The organism is Clostridium sp. AF28-12, from assembly GCF_003435225.1.
Classification (GTDB): domain Bacteria; phylum Bacillota; class Clostridia; order Lachnospirales; family Lachnospiraceae; genus Pilosibacter; species Pilosibacter fragilis.
In genome coordinates, this window is sequence record NZ_QWGJ01000017.1 from 45,120 (window position 1) to 71,938 (window position 26,819).

General features: G+C 48.6%; 22 protein-coding genes and 1 riboswitch. Of the genes, 21 read left to right on the forward strand and 1 reads right to left on the reverse strand.

Features of this window, described 5'->3' with window-relative positions; genetic code table 11:
- Positions 1–358: 358 nt before the first annotated feature.
- The 16 genes from DWY93_RS13435 (at position 359) to xerD (ending at position 19,822) form a co-directional block, all read left to right on the forward strand.
- On the forward strand, positions 359–1,222 hold the full coding sequence (locus DWY93_RS13435; protein ID WP_117470845.1) for a hypothetical protein: 864 nt from the start codon (positions 359–361) through the stop codon (positions 1,220–1,222).
- 1 nt (position 1,223) lies between these two features.
- Positions 1,224–2,660 carry a pyruvate kinase gene (gene pyk, locus DWY93_RS13440; protein ID WP_117470844.1) on the forward strand — a complete coding sequence of 479 codons (1,437 nt, stop codon included), beginning with the start codon at positions 1,224–1,226 and terminating at the stop codon, positions 2,658–2,660.
- 27 nt (positions 2,661–2,687) lie between these two features.
- Entirely contained in the window at positions 2,688–3,962 is a 1,275-nt protein-coding gene (locus tag DWY93_RS13445) for a diaminopimelate decarboxylase (protein ID WP_117470843.1), read from the forward strand.
- Positions 3,963–4,511: 549 nt separating this feature from the next.
- Positions 4,512–5,405, forward strand: coding sequence for a S8 family peptidase (locus DWY93_RS13450; protein ID WP_242990634.1), 894 nt, complete (start codon positions 4,512–4,514; stop codon positions 5,403–5,405).
- Positions 5,406–5,918: 513 nt separating this feature from the next.
- A complete protein-coding gene (locus DWY93_RS13455) occupies positions 5,919–7,694 on the forward strand; it encodes a Na/Pi cotransporter family protein (protein ID WP_117470842.1) in 1,776 nt (591 codons plus the stop codon).
- Between the two features lie 68 nt (positions 7,695–7,762).
- Complete coding sequence (locus DWY93_RS13460) at positions 7,763–8,428, forward strand: response regulator transcription factor (protein WP_015552367.1); 666 nt, start codon at positions 7,763–7,765, stop codon at positions 8,426–8,428.
- Positions 8,425–9,783: an ATP-binding protein gene (locus DWY93_RS13465; protein WP_117470841.1), complete on the forward strand. Its 1,359-nt coding sequence runs from the start codon at positions 8,425–8,427 to the stop codon at positions 9,781–9,783. Before DWY93_RS13460 ends, DWY93_RS13465 begins: the two co-directional genes overlap by 4 nt.
- A gap of 196 nt (positions 9,784–9,979) precedes the next feature.
- Positions 9,980–10,083, forward strand: a riboswitch (glycine riboswitch).
- Between the two features lie 178 nt (positions 10,084–10,261).
- Positions 10,262–11,614: a sodium:alanine symporter family protein gene (locus tag DWY93_RS13470; protein WP_117470840.1), complete on the forward strand. Its 1,353-nt coding sequence runs from the start codon at positions 10,262–10,264 to the stop codon at positions 11,612–11,614.
- Between the two features lie 348 nt (positions 11,615–11,962).
- The gene (locus tag DWY93_RS17810; protein WP_278286485.1) at positions 11,963–12,088 is read left to right on the forward strand and encodes a hypothetical protein; all 126 of its coding nucleotides are present in this window, start codon (positions 11,963–11,965) and stop codon (positions 12,086–12,088) included.
- A 330-nt stretch (positions 12,089–12,418) separates the two neighbouring features.
- Positions 12,419–13,483, forward strand: coding sequence for a recombinase RecA (gene recA, locus DWY93_RS13475; protein ID WP_015552372.1), 1,065 nt, complete (start codon positions 12,419–12,421; stop codon positions 13,481–13,483).
- A gap of 93 nt (positions 13,484–13,576) precedes the next feature.
- Entirely contained in the window at positions 13,577–14,089 is a 513-nt protein-coding gene (locus DWY93_RS13480; RefSeq protein ID WP_117470839.1) for a regulatory protein RecX, read from the forward strand.
- Between the two features lie 158 nt (positions 14,090–14,247).
- Complete coding sequence (gene rny, locus DWY93_RS13485) at positions 14,248–15,792, forward strand: ribonuclease Y (protein ID WP_117470838.1); 1,545 nt, start codon at positions 14,248–14,250, stop codon at positions 15,790–15,792.
- 162 nt (positions 15,793–15,954) lie between these two features.
- A complete protein-coding gene (proC, locus tag DWY93_RS13490) occupies positions 15,955–16,755 on the forward strand; it encodes a pyrroline-5-carboxylate reductase (protein ID WP_117470874.1) in 801 nt (266 codons plus the stop codon).
- A gap of 177 nt (positions 16,756–16,932) precedes the next feature.
- Entirely contained in the window at positions 16,933–17,469 is a 537-nt protein-coding gene (locus DWY93_RS13495; protein ID WP_117470873.1) for an NUDIX hydrolase, read from the forward strand.
- Between the two features lie 375 nt (positions 17,470–17,844).
- The gene (locus DWY93_RS13500; RefSeq protein WP_147324210.1) at positions 17,845–18,324 is read left to right on the forward strand and encodes a hypothetical protein; all 480 of its coding nucleotides are present in this window, start codon (positions 17,845–17,847) and stop codon (positions 18,322–18,324) included.
- 610 nt (positions 18,325–18,934) lie between these two features.
- A complete protein-coding gene (xerD, locus tag DWY93_RS13505) occupies positions 18,935–19,822 on the forward strand; it encodes a site-specific tyrosine recombinase XerD (RefSeq protein ID WP_117470836.1) in 888 nt (295 codons plus the stop codon).
- Positions 19,823–20,057: 235 nt separating this feature from the next.
- On the opposite strand, the gene DWY93_RS13510 is transcribed toward xerD, so the two are convergent.
- Positions 20,058–21,512, reverse strand: a complete 1,455-nt coding sequence (locus DWY93_RS13510; RefSeq protein ID WP_278286486.1) for an NAD(P)/FAD-dependent oxidoreductase — start codon at positions 21,510–21,512, stop codon at positions 20,058–20,060.
- 294 nt (positions 21,513–21,806) lie between these two features.
- Here DWY93_RS13510 and DWY93_RS13515 point away from each other — a divergent pair, with 294 nt between their 5' ends.
- The 5 genes from DWY93_RS13515 to DWY93_RS13535 all read left to right on the forward strand — a co-directional run bounded on the left by DWY93_RS13515 (position 21,807) and on the right by DWY93_RS13535 (position 26,776).
- Positions 21,807–22,523, forward strand: coding sequence for a FadR/GntR family transcriptional regulator (locus DWY93_RS13515; protein WP_015552379.1), 717 nt, complete (start codon positions 21,807–21,809; stop codon positions 22,521–22,523).
- Positions 22,524–22,696: 173 nt separating this feature from the next.
- A complete protein-coding gene (locus tag DWY93_RS13520; RefSeq protein WP_015552380.1) occupies positions 22,697–23,944 on the forward strand; it encodes an enolase C-terminal domain-like protein in 1,248 nt (415 codons plus the stop codon).
- Positions 23,945–23,977: 33 nt separating this feature from the next.
- Positions 23,978–24,997 (forward strand): TRAP transporter substrate-binding protein, encoded by a 1,020-nt coding sequence (locus tag DWY93_RS13525; RefSeq protein ID WP_117470834.1) that lies wholly within the window; start codon positions 23,978–23,980, stop codon positions 24,995–24,997.
- Between the two features lie 10 nt (positions 24,998–25,007).
- On the forward strand, positions 25,008–25,493 hold the full coding sequence (locus DWY93_RS13530) for a TRAP transporter small permease (RefSeq protein ID WP_015552382.1): 486 nt from the start codon (positions 25,008–25,010) through the stop codon (positions 25,491–25,493).
- Positions 25,493–26,776 carry a TRAP transporter large permease gene (locus DWY93_RS13535; RefSeq protein WP_117470833.1) on the forward strand — a complete coding sequence of 428 codons (1,284 nt, stop codon included), beginning with the start codon at positions 25,493–25,495 and terminating at the stop codon, positions 26,774–26,776. Before DWY93_RS13530 ends, DWY93_RS13535 begins: the two co-directional genes overlap by 1 nt.
- Positions 26,777–26,819: the final 43 nt, after the last annotated feature.

Genomic DNA, 26,819 nt, shown 5'->3' on the forward strand with positions numbered 1-26,819 from the left:
AAAAAACGAGCCGTCCGCAAAAAGCAGGCAGCCAGCCGGAATGCGGGCATCAACATGCCGAACCGTTCAGCCATACAATTTTTTGCCGGAATCGGCACATAGCTGAACTGTTATGTCAAAATTCCGCACATAGTATAACACATTAAAAAAGGAAATACAATTGACGGAACTGGCATCTTGAGGCTAAAAACGGTTAAAATTCTGTAAAGAATGTGTAAAGATTTTAGAAGAAAGCGTTGCGGGGATGGATAGACATTCCAGTAACGATATCATAAAGCGTTTGACAAAAGAAACGGTTGGGAATTATAATACGGGACGTAGGAGAAATAGATATTTCTATTAGGAAAGGAAAGCTTCAATGAATTTTATGAACAAGATGGAGCGGAAATTCGGACGGTACGCGATTCCGAATCTCATGTATTATATCGTGATCCTGTATGCGGTGGGCGTGCTGGTCCAGATGATGGCACCGGCATTTTACATCCAGTACCTGATGCTGGATGCGAGGGCGATCCTTCACGGACAGATCTGGCGAGTCGTTACATTTATGATCTGGCCGCCGTCCGGCAGTCTTTTCTTTAACCTGATAGCGATCTACCTTTACTACAATCTGGGAATGACTCTGGAGCGGGTTTGGGGAACCTTCCGGTTTAACGTGTACTTTTTTATGGGTGTGATCGGTCATGTCCTTGCGGCGCTGCTGATCTACATCATTACAGGGCAGGTCTATATTCTCACCACAGATTATCTGAACTTTTCCCTGTTTTTTGCATTTGCGGCCACATTCCCGGAAATGCAGTTTTACCTGTTTTTTGTACTTCCGATCAAGGCGAAGTATCTGGCACTTTTTGATGGACTTTACTTCGTCTATGGATTCCTTTTCGGCGGCATGTCGCAGAGAATTGCGGTCGTTATGTCTTTACTTAATTTTATCGTATACCTCTTCATGTCCAGGGGGAGCCGTCTGAATCCGAAAGAGATCAGAAGAAAGCAGGTTTTTCACACACAGATGCGCGAGGCGCAGAAGACAGCGGAAAAGATCGGACGCCACCGCTGTGCTGTATGCGGACGTACCGAGGAGGATGACCCGAATCTTGTATTCCGCTACTGCTCCAAGTGCGAAGGCGACTATGAATACTGTCAGGATCACCTGTATACCCACAGGCATGTAACAAAAGGTGGGATGGATCCAAGACAGGCAAACAGCAATCAGGAGGCATAACATGAAAAAAACAAAAATTATCTGTACCATGGGACCGAACAGCGATGACAGAGAGGTCATGAAACAGCTGCTCTTAAACGGAATGGATGTTGCCCGTTTCAACTTCTCCCACGGAACACACGATGAGCAGAGAGCCCGTTACAGACAGCTCCGCGAGGTTGCGGAAGAGGTTGGAAAACCGGTAGCGGCTCTTCTTGATACAAAGGGCCCGGAGATCCGTACCGGTGTTTTAAAGGACGGAAAGAAGGTAACTCTGACAGCAGGCGAGGAGATCATCCTTACAACAGAGGATATTATCGGTGACGCAAAGAGAGTCCACATCAACTATAACGGTTTAAATGAGGATGTAACAGAGGGCAACGTGATCCTGATCGATGACGGTCTGATCGAGCTCCATGTTGAACGTGTTGAGGGAACCGAGATCTACTGCAGGATCATGAACGGCGGCGAGCTTGGAGAGAGAAAGGGCGTCAACGTCCCGAATGTAAAGATCAAGCTTCCGGCATTAACAGATAAAGATAAGGAAGATATCCGTTTCGGTATCGAGCTTGGGTTCGACTATATCGCGGCTTCTTTTATCCGTTCCGCAGACGCGATCCGTGAGATCCGCCAGATGTTGGATGAGGGCGGTTCCTCAATGGGAATCATCGCGAAGATCGAGAACGCTGAGGGACTTGAGAACCTCGACGAGATCATCGAGGCCAGCGACGGAATCATGGTAGCCCGCGGTGACCTGGGTGTTGAGATCGCACCGGAGAAGCTTCCGCATCTTCAGAAAATGATGATCAAAAAGTGCAGCGCCGCATGTAAGGTCGTTATCACAGCGACCCAGATGCTGGATTCTATGATCCGCAACCCGAGACCGACCCGTGCGGAGGTTTCTGACGTTGCGAACGCTGTATATGACGGAACAGACGTCGTTATGTTATCCGGTGAGACTGCAAACGGTAAGTACCCGGTCGAGGCATTAAAGATGATGGCTCATATCGTTGAGGAGACCGAGTCCCACATGAACGGTGACTTCTATGAGAAGAGAACCGTATCCGACGATAACCGCCACAATATTTCCAATGCAGTGAGCTATGCGTCCGTCGCAACGGCAGAGTCCCTTGACGCGGCTGTCATCATCGCGCCGAGCATCAGCGGCTACACGGCGAGAATGCTTTCCAAGTGGCATCCGTCAACAAAACTTGTGGGAATGTCCCCGAGTATCTCTGCAGTCCGAAAGATGATGCTCTACTGGGGTGTAACTCCGTTCCAGGCAAAGAGAGCGGAATCCACTGACACTTTAATTGAGAACAGTATTGACATTTTAAAAGAGAATGGTATTGTAAAAGCAGGCGATATCGCGGTCGTGACTGCGGGAGTTGTGGATTATGCGAGAAGACATGAGCCGGCGGCTTCTACAAACATCATGCGTGTTGTAAATATCGACTAACACTGACTAACGAAGGAGAGAACGTACATGGAGAAGAAACCGTTTGTAACGAAGGAACAGCTGGAGGAGATCGCGAAGACATACCCGACCCCGTTTTATCTTTACGATGAGAAGGGGATCCGCGAGAATGCCCTGAAATTAAAAGAGGCATTTTCCTGGAACAAGGGATTCAGGGAATACTTTGCAGTAAAAGCGACACCGAATCCGTTCATTTTAAAAACACTTCAGGAGCTTGGATGCGGAACAGACTGCTCTTCTAAGACAGAGCTTTTAATGTCCGATGCATGCGGTTTTTCCGGCCATGACATCATGTTCTCTTCCAACGATACCCCGCCGGAAGAGTTCAAACTGGCTTACGACCTCGGTGCGATCATCAACCTGGATGATTTCACACATATCGAGTGTCTGGAGAAGACGATCGGAACGATCCCGGAGACGATCTGCTGCCGTTTCAATCCGGGCGGATTATTCAAGGTAACAACTGATATCATGGATAACCCGGGTGATGCGAAGTACGGCATGACAGAGGCCCAGATCACAGAGGCTTACAAGATCTTAAAGGCAAAGGGCGCGAAGAACTTCGGTATCCATGCGTTCCTTGCAAGCAACACTGTGACAAATGAGTATTATCCGCTTCTCGCGAAGGTTCTTTTTGAACTTGCCGTGAAGTTAAAGAAAGAGACTGGCGCCGACATCAAGTTCATCAACCTCTCTGGCGGAATCGGAATCCCGTACAGACCGGACCAGGAGCCGAACGACATCAAGGTCATCGGCGAGGGCGTAAGAAAGGTTTACGAGGAAGTTCTTGTTCCGGCAGGAATGGGCGATGTGGCGCTCTTCACAGAGCTTGGCCGCTTCATGCTGGCTCCGTACGGCGCTCTCGTGACAAGAGCGATCCACGAGAAGCATACCTACAAGGAGTACATCGGTGTTGACGCCTGCGCGGTAAACCTGATGCGTCCGGCAATGTACGGCGCTTACCACCACATCACTGTGATGGGCAAGGAGAACGAGCCGTGTGATCACAAGTACGATGTGACAGGCTCCCTCTGCGAGAACAACGATAAATTTGCGATCGACCGCATGCTCCCGAAGATTGATATGGGTGACCTTTTATTCATCCATGATGCGGGTGCACATGGATTCGCGATGGGATATAACTACAACGGAAAGTTAAAGAGCGCAGAGCTTCTTCTCAAGGAAGACGGCAGTGTCCAGATGATCCGCCGTGCAGAGACTCCGAAGGATTACTTTGCTACATTTGATTTCTGCGATATTCTTAAGAATGTCAGAAACGTGTAAGAAACAGACGGCTGATCTGGACCGGCGTGGCGGACAGCAGTTAAAAACAGAGAGACGGTACTTAGCCCTGGAACGAGTTGAGTGCCGTCTCTTTTTATGTGCTAAAGATGCACACTCGTGCGAAGATGCAGATTGCCGCAAGTGACCGCGCGAGGCGCCGATGGTGGCCGGGAACAAGGTTTAAGCATGGGAAGTGGGAGATCTTTCTGGAAAAATGGCATGAAAAAACCCTGTACATACTGTACAGGGATTCATCATTTAGGATTTCAATTTCAAAAAGGTTTAGGATAAAGGATTTAAAATATCTCGTGCATTTCTTATGGTTAAAGTATAGCACATCACCCCGGAAAATGATTGTATATTCTTTGAATGAATTATTAAGATTTCTTTAAGATTCGGAAGCTGTTTTCGAAGAATGTGGAAAAGTGTCGGAAATACTGCAAATTGTGGGTGGGGATATGCACAGATGTATATTTTGGGCAGTAGCGCAAGACGAAGTGTTTATGAATATCCTGTAAGTAAGAGGAATAGAATAGAGGAATCTTACATGTGAACCATATTAAAGATCAGATCCGCTGCGGCGCGGCTTACCGCCTGGGACTCACCGGAAAAGGCATCGGCGTGGCGGTTTTGGATACCGGGATCTTTCTTCACCGGGATTTCGACAGCCGGGTCACCGGGTTCGCAGACATGGTGAATGGGAAGACCTTCGCCTACGATGACTGTGGGCATGGGACCCATATCTGCGGGATCATCGGCGGCAGCGGACGCATGTCCGGCGGGCGGTACAGCGGGATCGCGCCGGGCTGTGACCTCGTCATGGTGAAGGTCCTGGACCGGAAAGGAAATGGATATTCTTCGGATGTCCTGGCGGGAATCTCCTGGATTTTGGAGAGGAAGGAGAAGCTGGGGATCCGGATCTTAAATATATCGGTAGGTGCCTGCTCGAAGCGGGGGATGAGCGAAAATTCCGCCCTGGTGAAAGGCGTGAACCGGGCATGGGACGCCGGGCTTGTTGTTGTGGTGGCGGCGGGAAACAATGGCCCCCGGACCATGAGCATCACGACTCCGGGGATCAGCAGAAAGGTGATCACGGTGGGCTGTTCGGACGATGACAGGGAGGTCCTGGTGGGTGGAAACCGGATGGTGGACTACTCCGGCCGGGGTCCCACCGCCGCCTGCATCTGCAAGCCGGACCTCGTTGCTCCGGGCTGCAGCGTCGTCAGCTGTGCTGGCCGGGCGGATAAATACACCATCAAAAGCGGCACCTCCATGAGCACTCCCATCGTCTCCGGTGCCACAGCGCTCCTTCTGGAACGGTACCCGGATATGACGAATAAGGATGTGAAGCTGAAGCTTCGGGAAAGCTGCAGGGATATCGGGCTTCCGAGAAATCAGCAGGGGTGGGGGCTGCTGGATGTGGAGAAACTGGTGAGTAAGTAGAAATCATGTAACTGTTCAGTAGGTCTGCGCACTTGCTGCGCTGACCGTAAGAAAACATAGGCTGGAGGGCAAAAATCCCATCAGCGAAGCTGATCTGGAATGGATTTTTGCGTGTAACTATGAAGGGACTGAATAGTTACGAAATTATAATAAACTGGAGTATATTAAAATCCCTTATAAAGTATGCTATATTAAAAACAAAGAGTGCCACCGATAGACGGCTGGTCCATAGGTATCAAAAAAATAACCGTTCGATTTCCTAGGTCGGGGCGGTTATTTTTTTGCATTTACAGTATCTTTTCCACAAAATTCTAACATATCTAAGATATTCCATCAATCGACTCCAGTATAAAACAGAACAAATTCTAAAAGAAATTTAAGGCCGTTCTGGGCTTTGATATTTTACACAGATTTTACATACTGCCTACAAAGCATTTTACATTCCCCTGATATTCTGATACATGGTAAGAAAGAGATAAACAAAATGTTAATGAATTTGAAGAGGGGAAATTTATGGATTTTTTTGGTGTATTGACGATGCTTGGCGGGCTCGCGCTGTTCCTTTACGGAATGGAGACTATGGGAAAAGGTCTCGAAAAGCTTTCCGGTGGAAGACTGGAAAGAATTCTTGAAAAACTGACATCAAATCCGATCAAGGCGGTCCTTTTAGGAGCGGGAGTTACGGCGATCATCCAGTCGTCATCCGCAACCACCGTCATGGTCGTAGGTTTCGTAAACTCCGGTATCATGAAGCTGACCCAGGCGGTCGGCATCATCATGGGCGCGAATATCGGAACGACGGTGACGTCCTGGCTCTTAAGCCTTACCGGAATTGAGAGTGGAAATTTCTTTGTACAGCTGTTAAAGCCGACATCATTTTCACCGGTTCTGGCACTCATCGGCGTCTGTTTTATCATGTTCTCCAAGAAGGAGAAGAAAAAAGATGCCGGAACCATCATGATCGGTTTCGCGATTTTAATGACCGGAATGGAGACAATGAGCGGTGCCGTCAAACCGCTGGCAAATGTCCCGGAATTTACCGGAATCCTGACAATGTTCTCAAACCCGGTCCTCGGAATGATCGCAGGCGCTGTCCTCACAGCGATCATCCAGAGCTCCTCCGCGTCCGTCGGTATTCTTCAGGCGTTATGCGCCACAGGGGCGGTAAATTTCAGTACTGCGCTCCCGATCATTATGGGACAGAATATCGGAACCTGTGTGACAGCGATGCTCTCCGGTATCGGTGCCTCAAAGAACGCAAAGCGTGCGGCACTGGTCCATCTTTACTTTAATATTATTGGTACCGTTATTTTTATGATCGTCTTTTATACGATCAATGCGGTCGTTCATTTTTCCTTCCTGGACACAGCGGCAAGCGCTATGGGAATTGCCGTGATCCACAGCAGCTTTAATATTGCGGCAACGATCATGCTTCTTCCGTTCGGCAACGGCCTTGTAAAGCTTGCATGCCTCACGATCCCGGAAGAGAAGAAGGAAGCTCCGGTCCAGAACCAGGAAAAAGACGCGTTCCGCCTTCTCGACCAGCGTTTCCTCGACACGCCGGCTTTTGCGGTTGAGCAGTGCCGTCAGACGACGATCCAGATGGCGAAGCTTGCACGGGAATGCTTCTTCACGGCGGTGGATCTGCTTCACGGCTATGATGACGAAAAGGCAGCCCGTGTGGAGGTACTGGAAAACCTTGTGGATCGCTATGAGGATGAGCTTGGAACTTACATGGTAAAGCTTGGCGGAAAGAATCTTTCCAAGTCAGACAGCCATACCGTATCCCTGCTCTTACACTGTATCGGAGATTTTGAGCGTATTTCCGATCACGGCATGAACCTGAAAGATTCCGCAAAAGAGATGAAGGAAAAAGAAATGCAGTTCTCCAGCAAGGCAGAGAAGGAACTTGGCATATTCTTCGACGCGGTAAAGGAGATCCTGAACCTGTCCATCGATGCCTTTGAGACGAACAATACGGATGAGGCAGCCAGAGTGGAGCCTCTTGAGGAGGTCATCGACGATATCAATACCGTCGTAAAGGCAAACCATATCCGAAGACTCCAGAAGGGAAAATGTACGATCGAGCAGGGATTTGTGCTTTCTGATATTTCCATGAATCTGGAGCGTGTTTCCGACCATTGCTCCAACATCGCAGTCAGCGTCATTGAGATCGACCGTGACGGTTTTGATACCCACGGTTATCTTGACAACCTGAAGCGTGACGGAGATCCGCATTTCGCGGCGATGGTAGAGCAGTACCGCGGCAAATATATGCTTCCGGTATAGGAAGATATGTAGTAGAATGTTTTTAGTGCTGAACAGTAAGACAGAAAGTGAGACAGGAGGAAAGGACCATGGCTCTGATCTATGCGGTAGAAGATGATAAAAATATTCTGGAGATTGAGATGTTCGCGTTAAAGAACAGCGGATATCAAGTGGAAGGATTTGAATGTGCCCGCGATTTTTATAAAAAGCTGGAAGAAAAGCAGCCGGACCTTGCCCTTTTGGACATTATGCTGCCGGACGAGGACGGATTGGAGATCGTTGCAAAGCTCCGCCGCCGCCCGGAGACGAAAAAGCTTCCGATCATCATGGTGACGGCAAAGAGTACCGAGATCGACAAGGTAAAGGGACTTGATGTCGGAGCGGATGACTACCTGACAAAGCCTTTTGGTGTCATGGAGCTGATCGCCAGAGTAAAGGCGGTGCTCAGAAGGACGATGGAGGAAGATAAATTCCTGACCCTGGGGGATATCTTCCTGGATGATGAGAAACATATGGTATACGTGAAGGATGTTCCGTGCAGCCTGACATTTAAGGAATATGAGCTCTTAAAGCTCCTGCTCCACAATGCGGGGATCGTAGTGACGCGAGAGATCATTTTAGAGCGCGTCTGGGGAATCGACTTTGAAGGTGAGTCGAGAACTCTGGACATGCATATCCGGACGCTCAGACAGAAACTCGGTGAAGCGGGTTCCATGATCCGCACTGTGAGAAATGTGGGGTATATGATCGAATGAAACGGAAAATCCATATGGAACTTCTGGCCACGGCAGTGTTCGCAATTTTACTGACACTGCTGTGTGCCTTATTTGTTTTTTACGGGGTCTACCGGAAACAGGTCATCGGGGATCTGAAGGCTGACGCTCTTGTCATGAAAAATATGCACATCTTCGACAATATATCCGATCTGCATCCGGATGCCTACGACCTGAACCCGGATACGCTGCGCATCACGGTGGTGAATGCCAATGGGAGCGTTATTTTTGACAGCAACGCGGATTTTTCTGTGATGGAGAACCATGAGGACCGCCCGGAGATCCACATGGCGGCGAAGGTCGGAGAAGGAAGCGGAACCCGCCGGTCGACGACTCTGGATAGAAATCTGTTCTACTATGCGATCCGGATAGACAACGGACGGATCTTGAGGATCGCGAGGGAGGGCGACAATATTTTTGCCCTGACCCAGAACATGATGATGACGGTAGTCGGAGTATTTGTCCTTCTCTTTTTCTTCTGTATCATGATGGCTAATTACTTTACGAAGAACCTTGTGGCGCCGATCGAGCAGATGGCGGAGAATCTTTCGGAGCCGGGGACGCAGGCGGCCTATAAGGAGCTGGTACCGTTTATGAATAAGATCCGGCAGCAGCATGAGGATATCTTAAAGAGCTCCCAGGTCCGGCAGGAATTTACGGCGAACGTGTCCCATGAGCTCAAGACCCCGCTCACGGCGATCTCCGGCTATGCGGAACTGATCGAACACGGAATGTCCGGGGAGAATACAGAACGGTTTGCGTCGGAGATCCATAAAAACGCGGCGAGACTTCTGACCCTGATCAATGATATCATCCAGCTTTCCCAGCTTGACGGTGGAAAGAAAGATGTGGATTATAGAGATCTGGATCTGTTTCCGCTGGCGAGAGAATGTGTGGACATGCTCCAGATGAATGCCCAGAAACAGAACGTGACGATCCGGGTCCAGGGCGGAGAAGCACCGGTTTTCGCGGATAAGCAGCTGATGGAGGAATTGATCTATAATCTTTGCGACAACGCGATCCGGTACAATAAAAAGGACGGAACTGTGACGGTGACGACCGGCATTGAGAACGGGCATACGTTCCTTTCTGTGAAAGACACCGGAATCGGTATCTCTGCGGAACATCAGGAGCGTGTATTTGAGCGATTCTACCGTGTGGATAAGAGCCGCTCGAAGGCGACGGGAGGAACCGGTCTGGGACTTGCGATCGTAAAGCACATCGTTGCCCAGCACGGGGCAAAATTGACCCTTGAGAGTGAGCAGGGCAAGGGAACGGAGATCCGCGTAGAGTTCTCGGAGGCGTTAAAGCAGCATGAGATTGAAACTGCAAAATAGCGTCAGGAGGTTCATGCGGAGCGGTCAGAAAATGGTTCGTCAGATTGAAGCAAAAGACAGATGATCTGCAGGTCATATGTGACAATATTTACAAAAATTACAAAATTTGCTGCTTTACTTCAAAAACACGTTGATACAGAAGGAAAACTGTGATAGTATGTAACACATAAGTGCAGTCCAGGCGGACAAACGTCCGTCTGGATACTCTGGAGAGTCTCCGTATGGAGCGCCGAAGGTGTAAGACCGGTTCATGTCCATGGTACCGGTCGATCTCTCAGGCAAAAGGACAGGGCATACAAATAACCACAATGGGGCAACTCCCCGTTGTATGCAAATGTTCTACTCTTTGGAGAGCTGATCAATATCAGCTCTTATTTTATTGCATGGAAATTCAGAGGGGATATTCCATGATGCCGGACAGCCGGAAATTTAAAGAAAAGGCTGGCGGCTATGATGATGAAAGAGGAGGATAATTAAAATGGACACACTGATGCAGCTTGTAACAAAGGGAAATGATTTTCTGTGGAGCTTTCTCCTGCTCGTTCTCTTATGCGGAACCGGACTTTACTATACGATCCGCCTGAGATTTATCCAGGTCAGAAAGTTCGGGGAGGGCGTCCGTCAGGTATTCGGGCATTTCAGCATGAACGGTGAAAAGCACGAAAAAGGCGAGATGACTCCGTTCCAGTCCATCGCGACAGCCATCGCAGCCCAGGTAGGTACAGGAAACCTTGCCGGAGCGGCGACAGCCCTCATCGGCGGAGGCCCGGGCGCGATCTTCTGGATGTGGATCAGTGCATTCCTCGGAATGGCGACGATCTACGGAGAGGCAGTTCTGGCACAGACATATAAGACAGAGGTAAACGGCGAGGTGACAGGAGGTCCTGTCTACTACATCAAGGCGGCGTTCAAGGGAATATTCGGAAAGGCGCTTTCCACTCTGTTCGCGGTATTTATTATTCTTGCGCTGGGCTTTATGGGAAATATGGTTCAGTCCAATTCTATCGGAGCAGCGTTTGTGGAAGCATTTCAGGTATTCCATGTGGAACTTTCACCGATGATCGTCGGCATTGTCGTCGCAGTGATCGCAGCGGTGATCTTCCTTGGAGGAACAAAGAGTCTGGCAACGGTAGTTGAGAAGATCGTTCCGATCATGGCCGGCGTTTATATCGTCGGCAGCCTGGTCCTGATCTGCATGAACATCACGGCTCTTCCGGCAGCGTTCCTTTCCATTATCGAGGGCGCGTTTGCGCCGGAAGCAGTTCTCGGCGCAGGCGCTGGAATCACGGTGCGTGAGGCGATCCGCTATGGTGTTGCCCGCGGCCTCTTCTCAAACGAGGCAGGTATGGGATCCACCCCGCATGCCCACGCGAGAGCGAAGGCGGAATCTCCACATCATCAGGGGCTCTGTGCAATGGTCAGCGTGTTCATCGACACATTTATCGTCCTGAACCTGACGGTATTCTCTGTCCTCACAACAGGCGTTATGAGCACAGGAAAGGACGGCACCGCGCTCACTCAGGCGGCATTCATGAAGGGATTCGGCAGCGCGGGGATCATCTTCGTTGCAGTCTGCCTGTTCTTCTTCGCGTTCTCCACGATCTTAAGCTGGCATTTCTTCGGACTTGTGAATGTGAAGTATTTATTCGGCGAGAAGGCATCAAAGCTCTACTCCCTGATCGTTGTTGCCTGCATCGTGATCGGTTCCTGCCTGAAGCTGGAGCTTGTATGGTCCTTAGCGGACTTCTTCAACGGGCTTATGGTCATTCCGAACGTTCTGGCGCTTCTGGCGCTCAGCGGACTGGTAGCGCGGGCTTCGAAGGAGAGATAGGAAGTCCTGGCGTGAGCTGGATGGGAATACATATATAATAAATAGGATAGAATGGCGGCAGAACATGTATTGTGGGCATGGGCTGCCGTCTTTTGTTGTTTACGCGGAGCATGGGGAAGGAAGCTGTGAGGCGGATATTGGAGATCAGACAAATTTTTCATGGCTGACCAGGTAAAAAATGAGGGTCTGAATTTGTGGAGAATGCCGATTGACAGGGCGAAGGAATTTCGATATAGTACGGGTATCTGAAATCGTTCTGGGAGGTCTGTCCCGGATAGCAGATAGTTCATGATGCGGGAAAGCATCGTCCTGGCGGCGGATCGCTGCAGGCCTCAGTGAGAAGATAAGATGGAAAGAAGTAAAGGACAGGCAGAAGGGTATTTTATGACAGCGGAGAGCAAAAAGTCTGGTATTGAAACGTGGGGATCTGCCGGAGAGGGGATGAAGTATGATGGTGTTACTGTGCGCGGGTAGGGATTTTCTGAACTGAAAAATCCGTACAATACAGTGGCGGTAGTGGATTTTTCCGATTTGGAATGCGAAGCATCAGCAAAATCAGTTGCTGTTTGCGCAAGGCGTGAACAGTAACTGCGAATTGATCAAAAGCGGTCGGAATGATAAGAAACAGTTGACTTTTTACATGGATTATATTATGATTAACAGGTACAGAACATTTGTTCGCATACGGCACTCCGCTTTCGTGGACGTGAAGTATGTGAAGAAATATGCGGATTGAAAAATCAGTGATTATTGGATGTCCGGGGACGCGGGGAACGCTGCGGGGCCGGATCTTGGAGGAAGAATATGAATAAAGATGATAAATTAAAAGCCCTTGACGCGGCTCTCACACAGATTGAAAAAGCTTACGGAAAAGGCTCCGTTATGAAGCTCGGTGATTCCGGTGCGAATATGAATATCGAGACGGTTCCGACGGGTTCCTTAAGCCTTGATATTGCTCTCGGACTTGGCGGCCTTCCGAAAGGACGTGTCGTTGAGATCTACGGACCGGAGTCCAGTGGTAAAACAACGGTCGCTCTCCATATGGTAGCGGAAGTCCAGAAGCGCGGCGGGATCGCCGGATTTATCGACGCTGAACACGCTCTCGATCCGGTATACGCGAAGAATATCGGAGTTGATATCGACAATCTCTATATCTCCCAGCCGGATAACGGCGAGCAGGCCTTAGAGATCACAGAGACGATGGTGCGTTCCGGTGCCGTTGATATCGTGATCGTGGACTCTGTAGCGGCACTTGTTCCGAAGGCGGAGATCGACGGCGATATGGGTGACTCCCACGTCGGCTTACAGGCCCGCCTGATGTCCCAGGCCTTAAGAAAACTGACCGCCATCATCAGCAAGACAAACTGTATCGTGATCTTTATCAACCAGCTCCGTGAGAAGGTCGGCGTTATGTTCGGAAACCCGGAGACGACCACTGGTGGACGCGCCCTTAAGTTCTATTCTTCCGTTCGTCTTGACGTAAGAAGAACCGAGTCCTTAAAGCAGAGCGGCGAGGTGATCGGAAACCACGTCCGCGTAAAAGTTGTAAAGAATAAGATCGCTCCGCCATTTAAAGAGGCTGAGTTTGATATTATGTTCGGAAAGGGAATCTCCCGCGAGGGCGATGTTCTTGATCTGGCTGCTGACGCAAATATCGTCGAGAAGAGCGGTTCCTGGTACGCGTATAAGGGAGCGAAGATCGGTCAGGGACGCGAGAACGCGAAGACCTACCTTGCGCAGAATCCGCTGATCTGCGAGGAGATCGAGAACCAGGTGAGGGAGCTTCACGGACTGGAAGCGCAGCATGTTGCCCCGGGTGAGGCAGCTGCGGCACCGGCGGTTAATGAGGCTGAGGAAGCTGACGAGTAATAAAAATAATGATGAAAAAGAGAACTGTCTGGCGGGTACGGCACTTTAGAAAGAAGCTTGAGACAGGAAGGCAGTTCTGACAGGAAAGCATAGATGAAAGAATGGCAGCAGGAAGAGCACCGGGAGCAGAAAATGTATGCCGGTGCGGATGGAGACGCGGTTCCGGAGGAGTTCCGGGAGGCGCGGAACAAAGGTCTCTACTATCTTCAGTTTTCCGGAAAAACAGAAAATGAAATGCGCAAGAAACTGGCGGAACAGGGGTTTTCGCCAGCCTCTGTTGAAGATGCGCTTCTTTTTCTGAAACACTACCGGTATCTGGACGATGAGGACTACGCGAGGCGGTATGTGGAGAAAAACGACCACAAAAAGAGCATCCGCCAGATGAAATTTGACCTCCGCCAGAAAGGCGTCAGCGACGATCTGGTGGAGATGGTCTTTGAGGATATGGAGGTGGACGAGTCTGCCCAGATCCTCGGACTTTTGAGAAAGAAAAATTACGACCCGGAAGAACCGGATCCCGCGAAACGCCAGAAGATCTACGCATTTCTGGCGCGAAAAGGTTTTTCCTACGAGGCGATCAACAGTGCGATGAAGCAGTGGGAATAGAGCTGTTTCCGGCCCCAAAGGACAGGATATGACAGGCTTCGTGGGGATGCACAGAAGTACCCGGAATGAGGGCATTATACTTGACATAATGCATAAAACAGTTTAAAATTGAAGTGTTGTAATTAGTACAATGAAAACTAAATAAAGGAGGTGCTCCTGTGTCACCAATAATCAGCGTTATTATAACAGCAATTATTGTGGCTCCTATTACCTGGGTCGTGGCTGTCGCTTACCGCAAGAACAGTTATGAAAGCAAGATCGGTAGCGCAGAGGAAAAATCCAGAGAAATAATAGATGAAGCATTGAAGGTCGCCGAGACGAAGAAGAAAGAAGCTCTCCTGGAAGCGAAGGAAGAGAATTTAAAAGCGAAAAATGAGCTTGAAAAGGAAACCAGAGAACGGAGAGCCGAGATCCAGCGTTATGAGCGCCGCGTACTGAGCAAAGAGGAAAACCTCGACAAAAAATCTGAGGCAATGGAGAGAAAAGAATCCAGTCTTGCCGCGAAGGAAGAGACTTTAAGAAAGCGTTCTTCCGAGGTCGAGGAATTATTTGCTAAGGAGCAGGAAGAACTGGAGAAGATCTCCGGACTTACCAGCGAGCAGGCGAAGGAATATCTTCTGAAATCCGTAGAGGAAGATGTAAAACACGACACCGCAAAGCTCATCAAGGAATTAGAAGCCAAAGCAAAGGAAGAAGCTGACAAGAAAGCCAAAGAATATGTGGTTACCGCCATCCAGAGATGTGCAGCTGACCATGTGGCTGAGACTACAGTTTCTGTCGTTCAGCTCCCGAGCGATGAGATGAAGGGCCGCATCATTGGACGTGAGGGACGTAATATCCGTACTCTCGAGACAATGACAGGTGTGGAACTCATTATCGATGATACACCGGAAGCTGTCGTATTATCCGGTTTTGATCCGGTAAGACGTGAAGTTGCAAGAATTGCTCTTGAAAGACTGATCGTGGATGGACGTATCCATCCGGCGAGAATCGAAGAGATGGTGGAGAAAGCGCAGAAGGAAGTTGAAAACATGATGCGCGAGGAAGGTGAAGCCGCAATCCTTGAGGTCGGCATTCACAATATCCATCCGGAGCTCGTCAAGCTCCTCGGCAAGATGAAATTCAGAACCAGCTATGGTCAGAATGCATTGAAGCATTCCATCGAGGTCGCACAGTTATCCGGTTTACTGGCAGCCGAAATTGGTGTTGACGTCAGAATGGCAAAGCGTGCCGGCTTATTACATGACATTGGAAAATCCGTTGACCATGAGATGGAAGGTTCCCATGTACAGCTCGGATCGGAACTCTGTAAGAAATACAAAGAGTCCCCGATCGTTATCAATGCTGTGGAATCCCACCATGGCGATGCTGAGCCGACGAACCTTATTTCCTGCATCGTTCAGGCAGCAGATACGATCTCCGCTGCAAGACCGGGTGCAAGAAGAGAAACGTTGGAGACATACACGAACCGCTTAAAGCAGCTTGAGGATATCACAAACTCCTTCAAGGGAGTAGACAAGTCCTTTGCGATCCAGGCGGGACGCGAAGTGCGCATTATGGTAGTACCGGAGCAGATCAGCGATGACGATATGGTTCTTCTCGCAAGAGATATATCCAAGAAGATCGAAGAGAGCCTGGAGTATCCGGGACAGATTAAAGTCAACGTGATCCGCGAGTCCAGAGTTACCGATTACGCGAAATAAAAATGAAAGCCGTTGCTGTGCAGAGAGAATCTGTATGGCAGCGGTTTTTTTAACAGGAAATTTAGAAGTCTCTGTGCTGCCGAAGCTTTTGCAATATGAGCAAAGATTGGTCTGCTGCAGATGAGAGATAACAGAGAATATAAAACAGGAGGTAATATGGATATGGCAAAGATTGGTTTTATCGGAATGGGAAACATGGGAACCGCTATCATGCGGGGACTTTTAAAGACATATAAGCCGGAAGAACTGCTTTTCACAAGCGCCCATGAGGCGAAGATGCAGAAAATTACGGAGGAGACAGGTGTTGCCCATGTCTCAACAGCAACTGACTGCGCAGAGCAGGTAAAATACCTGGTGCTGGCAGTAAAGCCGCAGGTACTTCCGACAGTTTTTAAGGAATTAAACGGAAAGATCAGGAAAGATCAGGTTGTGATCTCCATCGCGGCTGGATATGCGATCGCGGATCTCCAGGCAGGTCTCGGAGACAGTGCGAGAATCGTCCGCTCCATGCCGAATACACCGGCTATGGTCGGCGAGGGAATGTCCGGGGTGAGCTACGATGAGGCGCTGTTTACCGATGAGGAAAAGGATGTCATCGACGGATTCTTTACTTCCTTCGGAAAGATGGAGAAAGTGGATGAGAAGCTGATGGATGTTGTTGGAAGCGCCAGCGGCTGCTCCCCGGCCTATGTATACATGTTTATCGAGGCGCTGGCTGACGGCTGCGTAAAGAACGGACTCCCGCGCCAGGCCGCTTACAAGATGGTTGCCCAGGCCGTTTTAGGAAGCGCGAAGATGGTCCTTGAGACAGGAAAACATCCGGGCGAATTAAAGGATATGGTATGCTCACCGGGAGGAACCACTATCGAGGGACTTGCTGCCCTTGAGGAGAACGGATTCCGCGGTGCGATCATTAAGGCGTGTGATGCAAACTTTGAGAAGAATAAAAAGTTAAAAGGCTGATAATTACGTGAAAGACACGGAAATTTCCGTAGCAGTGTGAAAAATGTAAAAAAATAAGTTCTGAGCAGAGGAAAATACTGCAGGGTAATTCCGCAGAATAGAAAATCTGAGAGGAATTGTTTAGAATGTCTGTTAAGGCAGTTAGCAGATACATTCATGAAAGGAAAAGACTTTAGTATGGAAAAAACAACTCGTTTAAAACGTGATCTTGCATACACCGGAACGATCTTAAAGATCTACCGGGATACCGTTGTCGCGAACGGAATCGAGGAAGTGTATGACTATATCCACCACGATGGCGCGGCAGCCGTTCTCCCGGTGACAAAGGACGGAAAGATCCTCATGGTGCGTCAGTACCGGAACGCCTTAGACCGGTTCACGCTGGAAATTCCGGCAGGAAAACTTGATGCGCCGGATGAGCCGAAGATCGAGTGCGCGGCGAGAGAACTTGAGGAGGAGACAGGATTCCGCAGCGAAACCCTGGAATTCCTGATGACAGTCAACACGACAGTGGCTTTCTGCGATGAGCAGATCGGTGTCTATATCGCAAAAGACCTGATCCCGTCAAAGCAGCATCTCGATGCGGATGAGAGTATTGATGTGGAAGAGTGGGAAGTAAAGGATCTTCTTGAGATGATCTACACCGGCAAGATGACAGACGCGAAGACGATTGCGGCAATCCTTGCGTACGCTCAGAAAGAGGGAATTCGATAGAAAAAACGGCAGAAGCCAGTAAGCGGAAAGTGTCAGTGAGGATAGGGCTGGCTGCCTGCCTGTGGAAAGATTGCTGCAATTAGAAAAAATCCTGGTAACTGTTCAGTAGGTCTGCGCACTTGCTGCGCTGACCGTAAGAAAACATAGGCTGGAAGGCAAAAATCCCATCAGCGAAGTTGATCTGGAATGGATTTTTGCACGTAACTATGAAGGTACTGAATAGTTACAAATCCTGTGGATAAAGTAGGCCCATATGCGCATACATTGTGAAAAAGGAACATGGACGGTATCGCTATGGCCGGAATTCACAGGCATCGGAGATTTTGGGACAGTCAGATGTTCTGGCTGTCCTTTTTTTTATTCTTGGGGACCGTTATGGGGACAGTTTTCTTCAATAAGATGAGCGCAGAGATGAAAAGCACACTTGAAAGCTGGTTCTCCGGGATCCTCACATCATCGGAGATCGTGTCGGCGGACCGGTATAGTCTGTTTGTGGGAGTATTGAAAAAACGGTTTGTGTGGATTTTATTGGGAATTCTGATCTGCCAGGCAGTTTTTGCCAGAATCCTGTTTTACGCGGGAGCAGTCTATCTGGCATTTACATCCGCAATCGCTGTCTGTGTGTTGACGATGCATGCGGGAATTTATGGGATCCTGCGCTTTTTCGGACTTGTATTTCCGCAGGGATTCTTTTATATACTGGCGGCTTACCTTTTATGGATCATGGTCGTGGAGCAGGCGGATGGAAAAGAGAAAATCAGGTTATGGATGATGGTATTTTTTATGGTGCTTGGAATTATATCTGAGATATTCATAAATCCAAATTTCTCAGCGCTGATCTTCCAACTGTTTTAGAAAGGCATATCTGAAAATCGTGGATTTGAATTAGGACGTCAACGGAAGAGACAATATCTGACGAAAGGCGTTGAAGGCGTGGTACGGTAGTCAGGATAATGGGGCGGAAAAGTGGAATTTTCCCAGGAAATACGCGGCTTTCAGCCCTTTTTTTTATAAAAAAATTTTGCGCATTTTGACAAGATATTGCCATTGTGGATATATACAGTTCCATATCTAGCGATTAGTTATGTAAAATAGTCTAAAATGGGATCCAAGTGGGAAAAATCCGTTTGATTTTGCCCTAAAATGGGACTATAATGTAGAAAAATACTGGTTTTGCCGGGAAAAACAGCGTATCGGGGGGATGGTGGAAAACTTAGGCCTATGTCCCCTGTTTCCCAAAGGCAGACATCGTGAAACTAAAAAACAGATAGAGTATAAACGTGTATAGACACAGGTGCTGAAAATTTCGAACAGGAAAATTTTGTGTAACTGTTCTGTGGATTTGCGCACTTACTGCGCTGACCAGGAGAAAACATAAGCTGGTGAAGCTGCTGAATAGTTATGATTTCGTATAGGATCGTGAAAAGCGCGGATAACTGTGTCTGGAAATGAACGGGGAAAAGGTATGAGAGAGGAAATTCAAACCTTCATAAACTATATGGAGGAAGAAAAACACGCGTCAAAAAATACAACGCTTTCTTATCAGAGAGATCTGTTAAAAATGGCAGATTATCTGGAGGAAAACGGAATCACAGACTGCGGGAAAGTGACAAAGACGGCGTTAAATTCCTATATCCTTTTCCTGGAGAAAGAAGGAAAAGCAGCGTCGACAGTTTCGAGGGCACTGGCATCCACGAGATCGTTCTTTGGCTGGCTGTTTAAGGAAGGAAGGATCCGCCGTGATCCGGCAGATTCGATGCATGCGCCGAAGATCGAGAAAAAGGTGCCTGTGATCCTCACAGTTGACGAGGTGACGAAACTCCTGGAGCAGCCGTCCGGCGCGAATCCGAAGGAGATCCGCGATAAGGCAATGCTGGAACTCTTATACGCGACAGGGATCCGCGTGACGGAACTCGTGAATCTAAAGCTCTCCGATGTAAATATGTCCATCGGCTTTATCACCTGCCGCGATGAGCACAAGGAGCGGATGATTCCCTTTGGCCATGCGGCGAAGGACGCTCTTGCGAAATATCTGGAGTCTGCCCGTGAGACATTTTTAAAAGGAACACGATCGGAACTGCTGTTTACAAATTACAGCGGCAGAGCCATGAGTCGTCAGGGATTCTGGAAGATTATCAAATACTACGGGGACCGGGCAGGAATCGAGGAAGACATCACACCCCACACTCTGCGCCATTCCTTTGCGGCGCATCTTTTAAGCAACGGAGCTGACATGCGCGCCGTCCAGACCATGATGGGTCATTCCGACCTAGCATCCACCCAGATGTACACGGCATATGCCATGGACAGCGCGGTCAGAGAGGCGTACCAGGGAGCGCATCCAAGAAAGTAAAAGTGAAAACTTAGGCTGGAAGGTAAAAATCCAATCGGCGAAGCCGATTTGGAATGGATTGGAGAAGGAAAAACGCTTACTGGTCATCAGTAGTTGTTTATAAAATATGAAAAGAGCACCTGCGGCTTCAATGTTTTGGAAAATTCCTTAAAACATTGGAGCGCAAAGATGCTCTTTTTTCTATTTTACATGTGTGGTTTTCAGCATACAGATTCAAAGGAAGCTTTTTACTGCCCTATTTCTGATCGATCTTCGCGAGAATACTTCTGGCAACGGATAAGCCATTCGCGGATGCCTGCTGAAGTCCGCGGGTCACGGATGCACCGTCACCGATAGCGCGGAGACCGTGGATGTTTGTCTCGAAGTCCTTATCGACAACGACCTTGTTGGAGTAGAATTTAACCTCCACTCCGTAAAGCAGTGTCTCATCGCTGGCGATACCCGGAGTTACCTTGTCGAGGGCCTTTAACATCTCCTTGATGTCCACCATGATGCGGTGCGGGAGAACTAAGGAAAGGTCGCCCGGAACGGCATCCTTTAAGGTCGGGATGATGTTGTTTCTGCAGAGACGTTCCTCCGTGGTGCGGCGGCCTCTCTGGAAATCACCGAAGGTCTGGACCAGGATCTTTCCGTCGCATAGCATGTTGGACAGCTGGGCGATATGTTTGCCGTACTCGATCGGGGTCTTGAAGGGCTTTGTGAAGTTCTTGGAAACCAGGATCGCAAAGTTTGTGTTGTTTGTCTTATATTCTTTTGATTTATAAGCGTGACCATTTACGACAGCCAGGCCGTTCTCATAGTATTCGGTAGCAACCTCACCGGACGGGTTCGTACAGAATGTACGGACCTTATCGTCGAAGGTCGGTGTGTAGTATACAAGCTTTGCCTCGTAGAGGTTCTTGTTGAGGAACTCCATGACCTCGTCGCGGACCTCAACACGGACGCCGATGTCGACGGTTCCTACTTCGGTATCGATTCCGTGGTCATCGCAGATGTGGGAGAACCAGTCGGAGCCTTCACGTCCGATGGCGGAGACGATCTCATCTGCGTAGTATGTCTCATCTTTATCGGTGATAACACCCTTTGCGGTACCGCCCTCGATGATGATATCCTTGACCATGGTGTTGAATTCCATGTGGATTCCGTTCGCGAGAAGGTGTTCCTGCAGTCTTGTGTAGATCTTATAACCTTCCTCGGTTCCGAGGTGGCGGATCGGGCATTCGATGAGTTTTAAGTTTGCGTTGATGGCTTTCTTGCGGATCTTGCGGATCTCCTGCTGTTTGTCAACGCCGTAGACGTTCTTATCAGCGCCGAACTGCAGATAGATATCGTCGGATTCCCGGATGAGTTCAGTTGCCTTGTCATATCCTAAGATCTCCGGCAGATTTCCGCCGACATCCGGGGAAAGGGAGAGCTTGCCGTCGGAGAAAGCTCCTGCTCCGGCGAAACCGGTGGTGATAGAACATGGTTTGCAGCCCACACATACCTTTGTTGTTCTCTTCGGACAGACACGTTTCTCGATCGGTCTTCCTTTTTCAATCATTAAAATATTCAGTTCAGGTTTTTCTTTGATCAGCTCATACGCGCAGAAGATTCCGGACGGGCCCGCGCCGATGATGATCACGTCAAAATGTTCTCCGGATTTCATATCACAAGTCTCCTTTCGGGTGAGTGGATAATTTCTGTACACATCATTTCTATTCTACCATGGAAGTTTCAGCGATGCAAGCAAACGGCGGCAGATCAGTACAGAGTGATATAGAGTTAAGATGCTTTACATGGGCAGTCATTTTCTGCATGGAACATATCAACATTCCCCGCAAAGATTCCGTTCAGTCTGTAAAAAACAACGAAAAATATTGAAAATGGGTATTGACTTTAGGTAAAAATAGGATATAATCAACTCATAGGTTGTCTGACAAGTAAAAGAACAATCTTATCCGCCCAACAAGCAGAATAATAAAGAAGCAGGTAACGCGCGAGGATGAAAATAAAAACAGTCAATATTACGGATCAGGTCGTTGAGTATCTGAAGGAAAATATTGAATCCGGAAAATGGAACATCGGCGAAAAGATTCCGTCTGAAAACCAGATGGTTATGGAACTTGGAGTCAGCCGTTCCAGTATCCGATCGGCACTTCAATATCTGATCGGGATTGGTGTTCTGAAAAGCTATCAGGGAAAAGGAACGTTCCTGATCAACACTCAGGTTGAAAACTGGGACGAGGCAGAATACAAGATCACATCGGAAGATTGTATGGATATCTGCAAAGTACTGGAATTCAGAAAGATTCTGGAGCCGGGGGCATGCGTACTCGCAATGGAAAACTGCGATGAAAAAACAGTTGCCGCTCTGGAAGTTTATCTGGAACAGATGAAGGAATTTAAAGGAGACCGAGCGAAATTTGTCCGTGCAGACCTGAAATTTCATGAAGTTATCAGCCGGACCTCCGGCAATCCGCTTCTGGAAAAGAGTCTTCATAAAGTTTTTCTGGAATCCAGAAAGAACCATGAACAAATGAATGAGTTGTTCGGATATGAGACGGGACTTCACTACCACACGGAGATACTGGAAGCATTTAAAAATCATGATGCAGAAAGGGCTCGTGACGTAATGGAACAGCATCTTGGTGGTTCGATTGAGACATTGAAGATGTCTGGAAAGATCGAAGATCGTGAAGGCGGAACAGGAAAAAAATAAGCAATGAGTAAAACAGGGTGTCGGTTGCAGCGCAAAAGGCACCTTGATAATAAAACCAAACTTGTATGATGAGTAACAAGTTAAGAGACAATCAAGACAACTTGAAAATCTGCAAAATCAATAAACTGATTATGGCAACGTCTTATAAATAAAAGGATGAGGAGGAATATGGGATGTCAGTAAAGATTAGGGATATCCGGGTGATCTGTACGGCACCGGAAGGAATCAATCTTGTGGTCGTAAAGATCGAGACAAATCAGCCGGGGCTGTATGGACTTGGCTGCGCAACCTTTGCTTACCGCCATCTGACGGTAAAGCATCTGATTGAGGAGTATATGAAGCCGCTGCTTGTAGGGCGTCCGGTTGAAAATATCGAGGAGACCTGGCAGCTGATGCATCAGAACGGCTATTGGAGAAATGGCCCGATCGAGAATAACGCGATTTCCGGAATCGACATGGCGCTTTGGGATATCAAGGGAAAGATGGCAGGGATGCCGTTATACGAGTTGTTTGGAGGAAAAGTAAGGGAAGGAATTCCGGTCTACCGTCATGTGGACGGACGGGACATTAATGAGATCTGCGAGAATATTCAGATGTATCAGGAAATGGGGATTACCCACTTAAGATGCCAGTGCGGCGGTTACGGCGGACTTCCTTATGGACAGACACCTGAGACAGCACCAGAAGGCGCACATGATGGATTGTATCTCGATTCTAAGAAATACATCCGCGATACAATCCAGTTATTTGAACAGATTCGAGCGAAGATCGGTTACGATATGCAGCTTGTGCATGATGTCCATGAGCGGATTGCTCCGGCTGATGCGGTGGCGCTTGCGAAAGGTCTTGAACCGTTTGATCTTTTCTTTCTGGAAGATCCGGTTCCGTTAGAGCAGCTCTCCTGGCTTAGAAATTTAAGACAGCAGACGAGCATCCCGATCGCGCAGGGGGAACTGTTCAACAATCCGTATGAATGGAGAACCGTGATCGCAGAACAGCTCATCGATTTCATCCGTGTTCATATCAGCCAGGTTGGAGGAATTACACCGGCGAGAAAGCTTCAGATCTTTGCGGAGCAGTTTGGTGTTCGGACAGCATGGCACGGACCGGGGGATATGTCTCCGTTAGCCCATGCAGCAAATATCCACATCGACCTTGCGGCACAGAATTTCGGTGTTCAGGAATGGTCCGGGATCGAACCGCCGAACTTTGTGATTCAGGAATTAAAAGGACCGCACGGCGCGCTTCTTGATGTATTCCCAGGTATGCCGGAGTATCGGAAAGGCTATGTTTACGCGAATGATAAGCCAGGCCTGGGCGTCGATATCGATGAAACTGAGGCGGCAAAGTATCCGTGTGAAAACACCGTGACAACGTGGACACAGACAAGAGGACGTGACGGAGCACTTGTAACTCCGTAGATTTTCGGAAAAGGGAAAGGAGCTTAAAGAGGAATGAGCAAAAAGTCATCAGCTCTCGCAGCTGCAGGAATTCTCGCAGCAGCAGTTGTACTCAGCGGATTCAGCATCTACAAGGACAGTCATCAGAAGAACAGCACAGACGGAACGATCACGCTTCGAATGGCACAGACATCCTCGCAGACCGGAGCTATCGGACAGGCGATGGATCATTTCGCAGACAGGATCTATGAGGAGACCGGGGGAAAATACAAGATCGAGACTTATCACAATGGTCAGCTCGGTGCAGAGATCGATACGATCGAAGGCTGTCAGATGGGAACGATCGATATCGCAGTCGTAAACCAGTCTACGATCGGAAACTTCATCAGTGATTTTCAGGCATTGGACATTCCGTATCTGATTACATCGACAGATCAGGCAGATGCAGTGTTCCTTGGTGATATTGGAACAAGATTTTTAGACAAGCTTTCCGGTGTTCAACTTTATGGACTTGGAATCTGGGAATCCGGTTTCCGAAACCTGACAAACAGCAAGCGTGATATCAACTCCGTAGACGATGTTTCTGGCCTTAAGATCAGGACTATGGAGAATCAGGTACATATCGCATTCTGGAAAGCCATGGGAGCCGACGCGACACCGATGTCCTGGGGCGAGGCGTACACCGCGCTTCAGCAGGGCGCTCTCGATGGACAGGAGAATCCGGCAACGGTTATTCTGACAAATAACGTCGCACAGGTCAACAAACATCTTGCGATCACGGAACATGCGTATTCGACTGTATTCCTCGTTATGAGTCCGGAAACCTGGGCATCCTTCGATGATGAGACAAAACAGATCTTTACAGACGTCATGGCAGAATGCAGTATCAGTGAGAGAGAGCTGAGCCGGAAGATGGATGGAGAAGCTGTTGACCAGTTAAGGGAACAGGGAATGACCGTCACATATCCGGATAAGCAGCAGTTCATCGACAAGGCAGCAGACTTGTATGCGCAGTGGGAAGAACAGTATGGTGATATGATCTCTGAGATCCGGGCACTGTCAGTAAATAAGTAGGAGGTGCGTTATGGAAAAATTCGCGGCAGTCTTTAAAAAAGTACAGAAAATCAATAAAGCGATCATCGGCGCAGTCCTTTTACTGATGATCGGAGTTGTATTCTTACAGACATTTTGCAGATTTGTTATATTTAAGAGCCTGACATGGTCGGAGGAACTTTCCAGATATCTGTTTGTGGCATTGATCGTTCTTGGAATCAACCTCGCGGCGACAGATCACCTGTTTGTCCGCATTGAGCTGATCGACGGATACCTGAAGGGAAAGGCACAGTATGTTATGGATGTGATCCGGAAAGGAATCGCCATTTATGTTAGTTTGATTCTTATGTATAGCGGCTACGGGCTTATTGAGATCGGTGGATATCAGATCAGCCCGGCAATGGGAATTCCAATGAGCCTGCTTTACGGGATCATGTTTATCGGATTTATTATGAATTTCCTCGCATTGATCGTAGATACCTGGGAGGAATTTGGAAAAGAGAAGGAGGTAGGCTGATGCAGACTGCAGCTATTGCTTTGATCGTTGTCCTGCTTGTCGGCATGGCATGCGGACTTGAAATTACATGGGCATTGGGGTTATCATGTATTGCAGCGGTTCTTCTTGACCCGAAGCTTACATTTGTAGTGATCGCACAGAGAATTTTCGCAAACTCCAACAGCTTCTCAATGCTGGCGATCCCGGCATTCATGCTCGCCGGTGACGTTATGTCAAAGGGCGGACTTTCCAAACGTCTCGTTGCCTTTGCAGATTCCCTCGTCGGCTGGATCTCCGGTGGAATCTCCCTGGTATCCATCGTTGCCTGCACATTCTTTGCAGCAATTTCCGGTTCCTCTGTTGCTACAACAGCGGCTATCGGCGGACTGATGTACCCGGAGATGGTAAAGCGCGGCTATCCGGAATCTTATGCGGCAGCTGTTCAGGCGATCGGAGGAACACTTGGAATCGTAATTCCGCCGAGTATCGTGCTCGTTATTTACGGTAATATCACAGGAACAGACGTAGGCGCACTCTTAATGGCCGGTATTCTTCCAGGTGTTGTCTGCAGCATTTTTCTTTGCCTCTATGCTTACTACAAAGCAAAGAAATGCGGATTCCCGAAATCCGACAAGTTTTCCTTCAAGAGATTTCTTGTTTCCTTTAAAGACGCAGTATGGGCGCTGATCATGCCGGTCATCATTCTCGGAGGTATTTACGCCGGAATCTTTACACCGACAGAGTCCGCAGTTGTTGCCGTTGTTTATGGTCTGATCGTATGCCTCGCTGTTTATCGCGAGATCAGCATGAAGACGATCTGGGAGATCGTTGAGAATACAGCAGAAGGAACTGCAAACCTGATGATCCTTGTTGTGACAGCGCAGATGTTTGGCTGGCTGATCTCTTATTATCAGATCCCGCAGGCAGTGACGAACTTCATGCTCGCATTTGTCTCTAATAAATATATGTTCTGGGCGATCATCATCATCCTTCTGACGATCTGCGGCATGTTCCTGGAAGTTGGAGCAACAAACCTGATCCTCGGCCCGATCCTTGCGCCGATCGCTGTTGCATTTGGAATCGATCCGGTACAGTTCGGACTTGTCTTCGTATTTCTTCTTGCAATGGGACAGGCGACACCGCCTTTCGGAACCTGTATGTTTGTGGCATGCGGAATCAGCAAACAGTCCGTTGGTCAGGTGTCAAAGCATCTGGTTCCGTTCGTTGTAGTAGAGATCCTCTGCGGAATCTTATTTGCACTTGTTCCGGGAATTTCACTGCTGCTCCCGTCGATCATAGGGTAACATGGAATAAACCGGTTATAGATAAAACAAAGCTTTTCAGAAA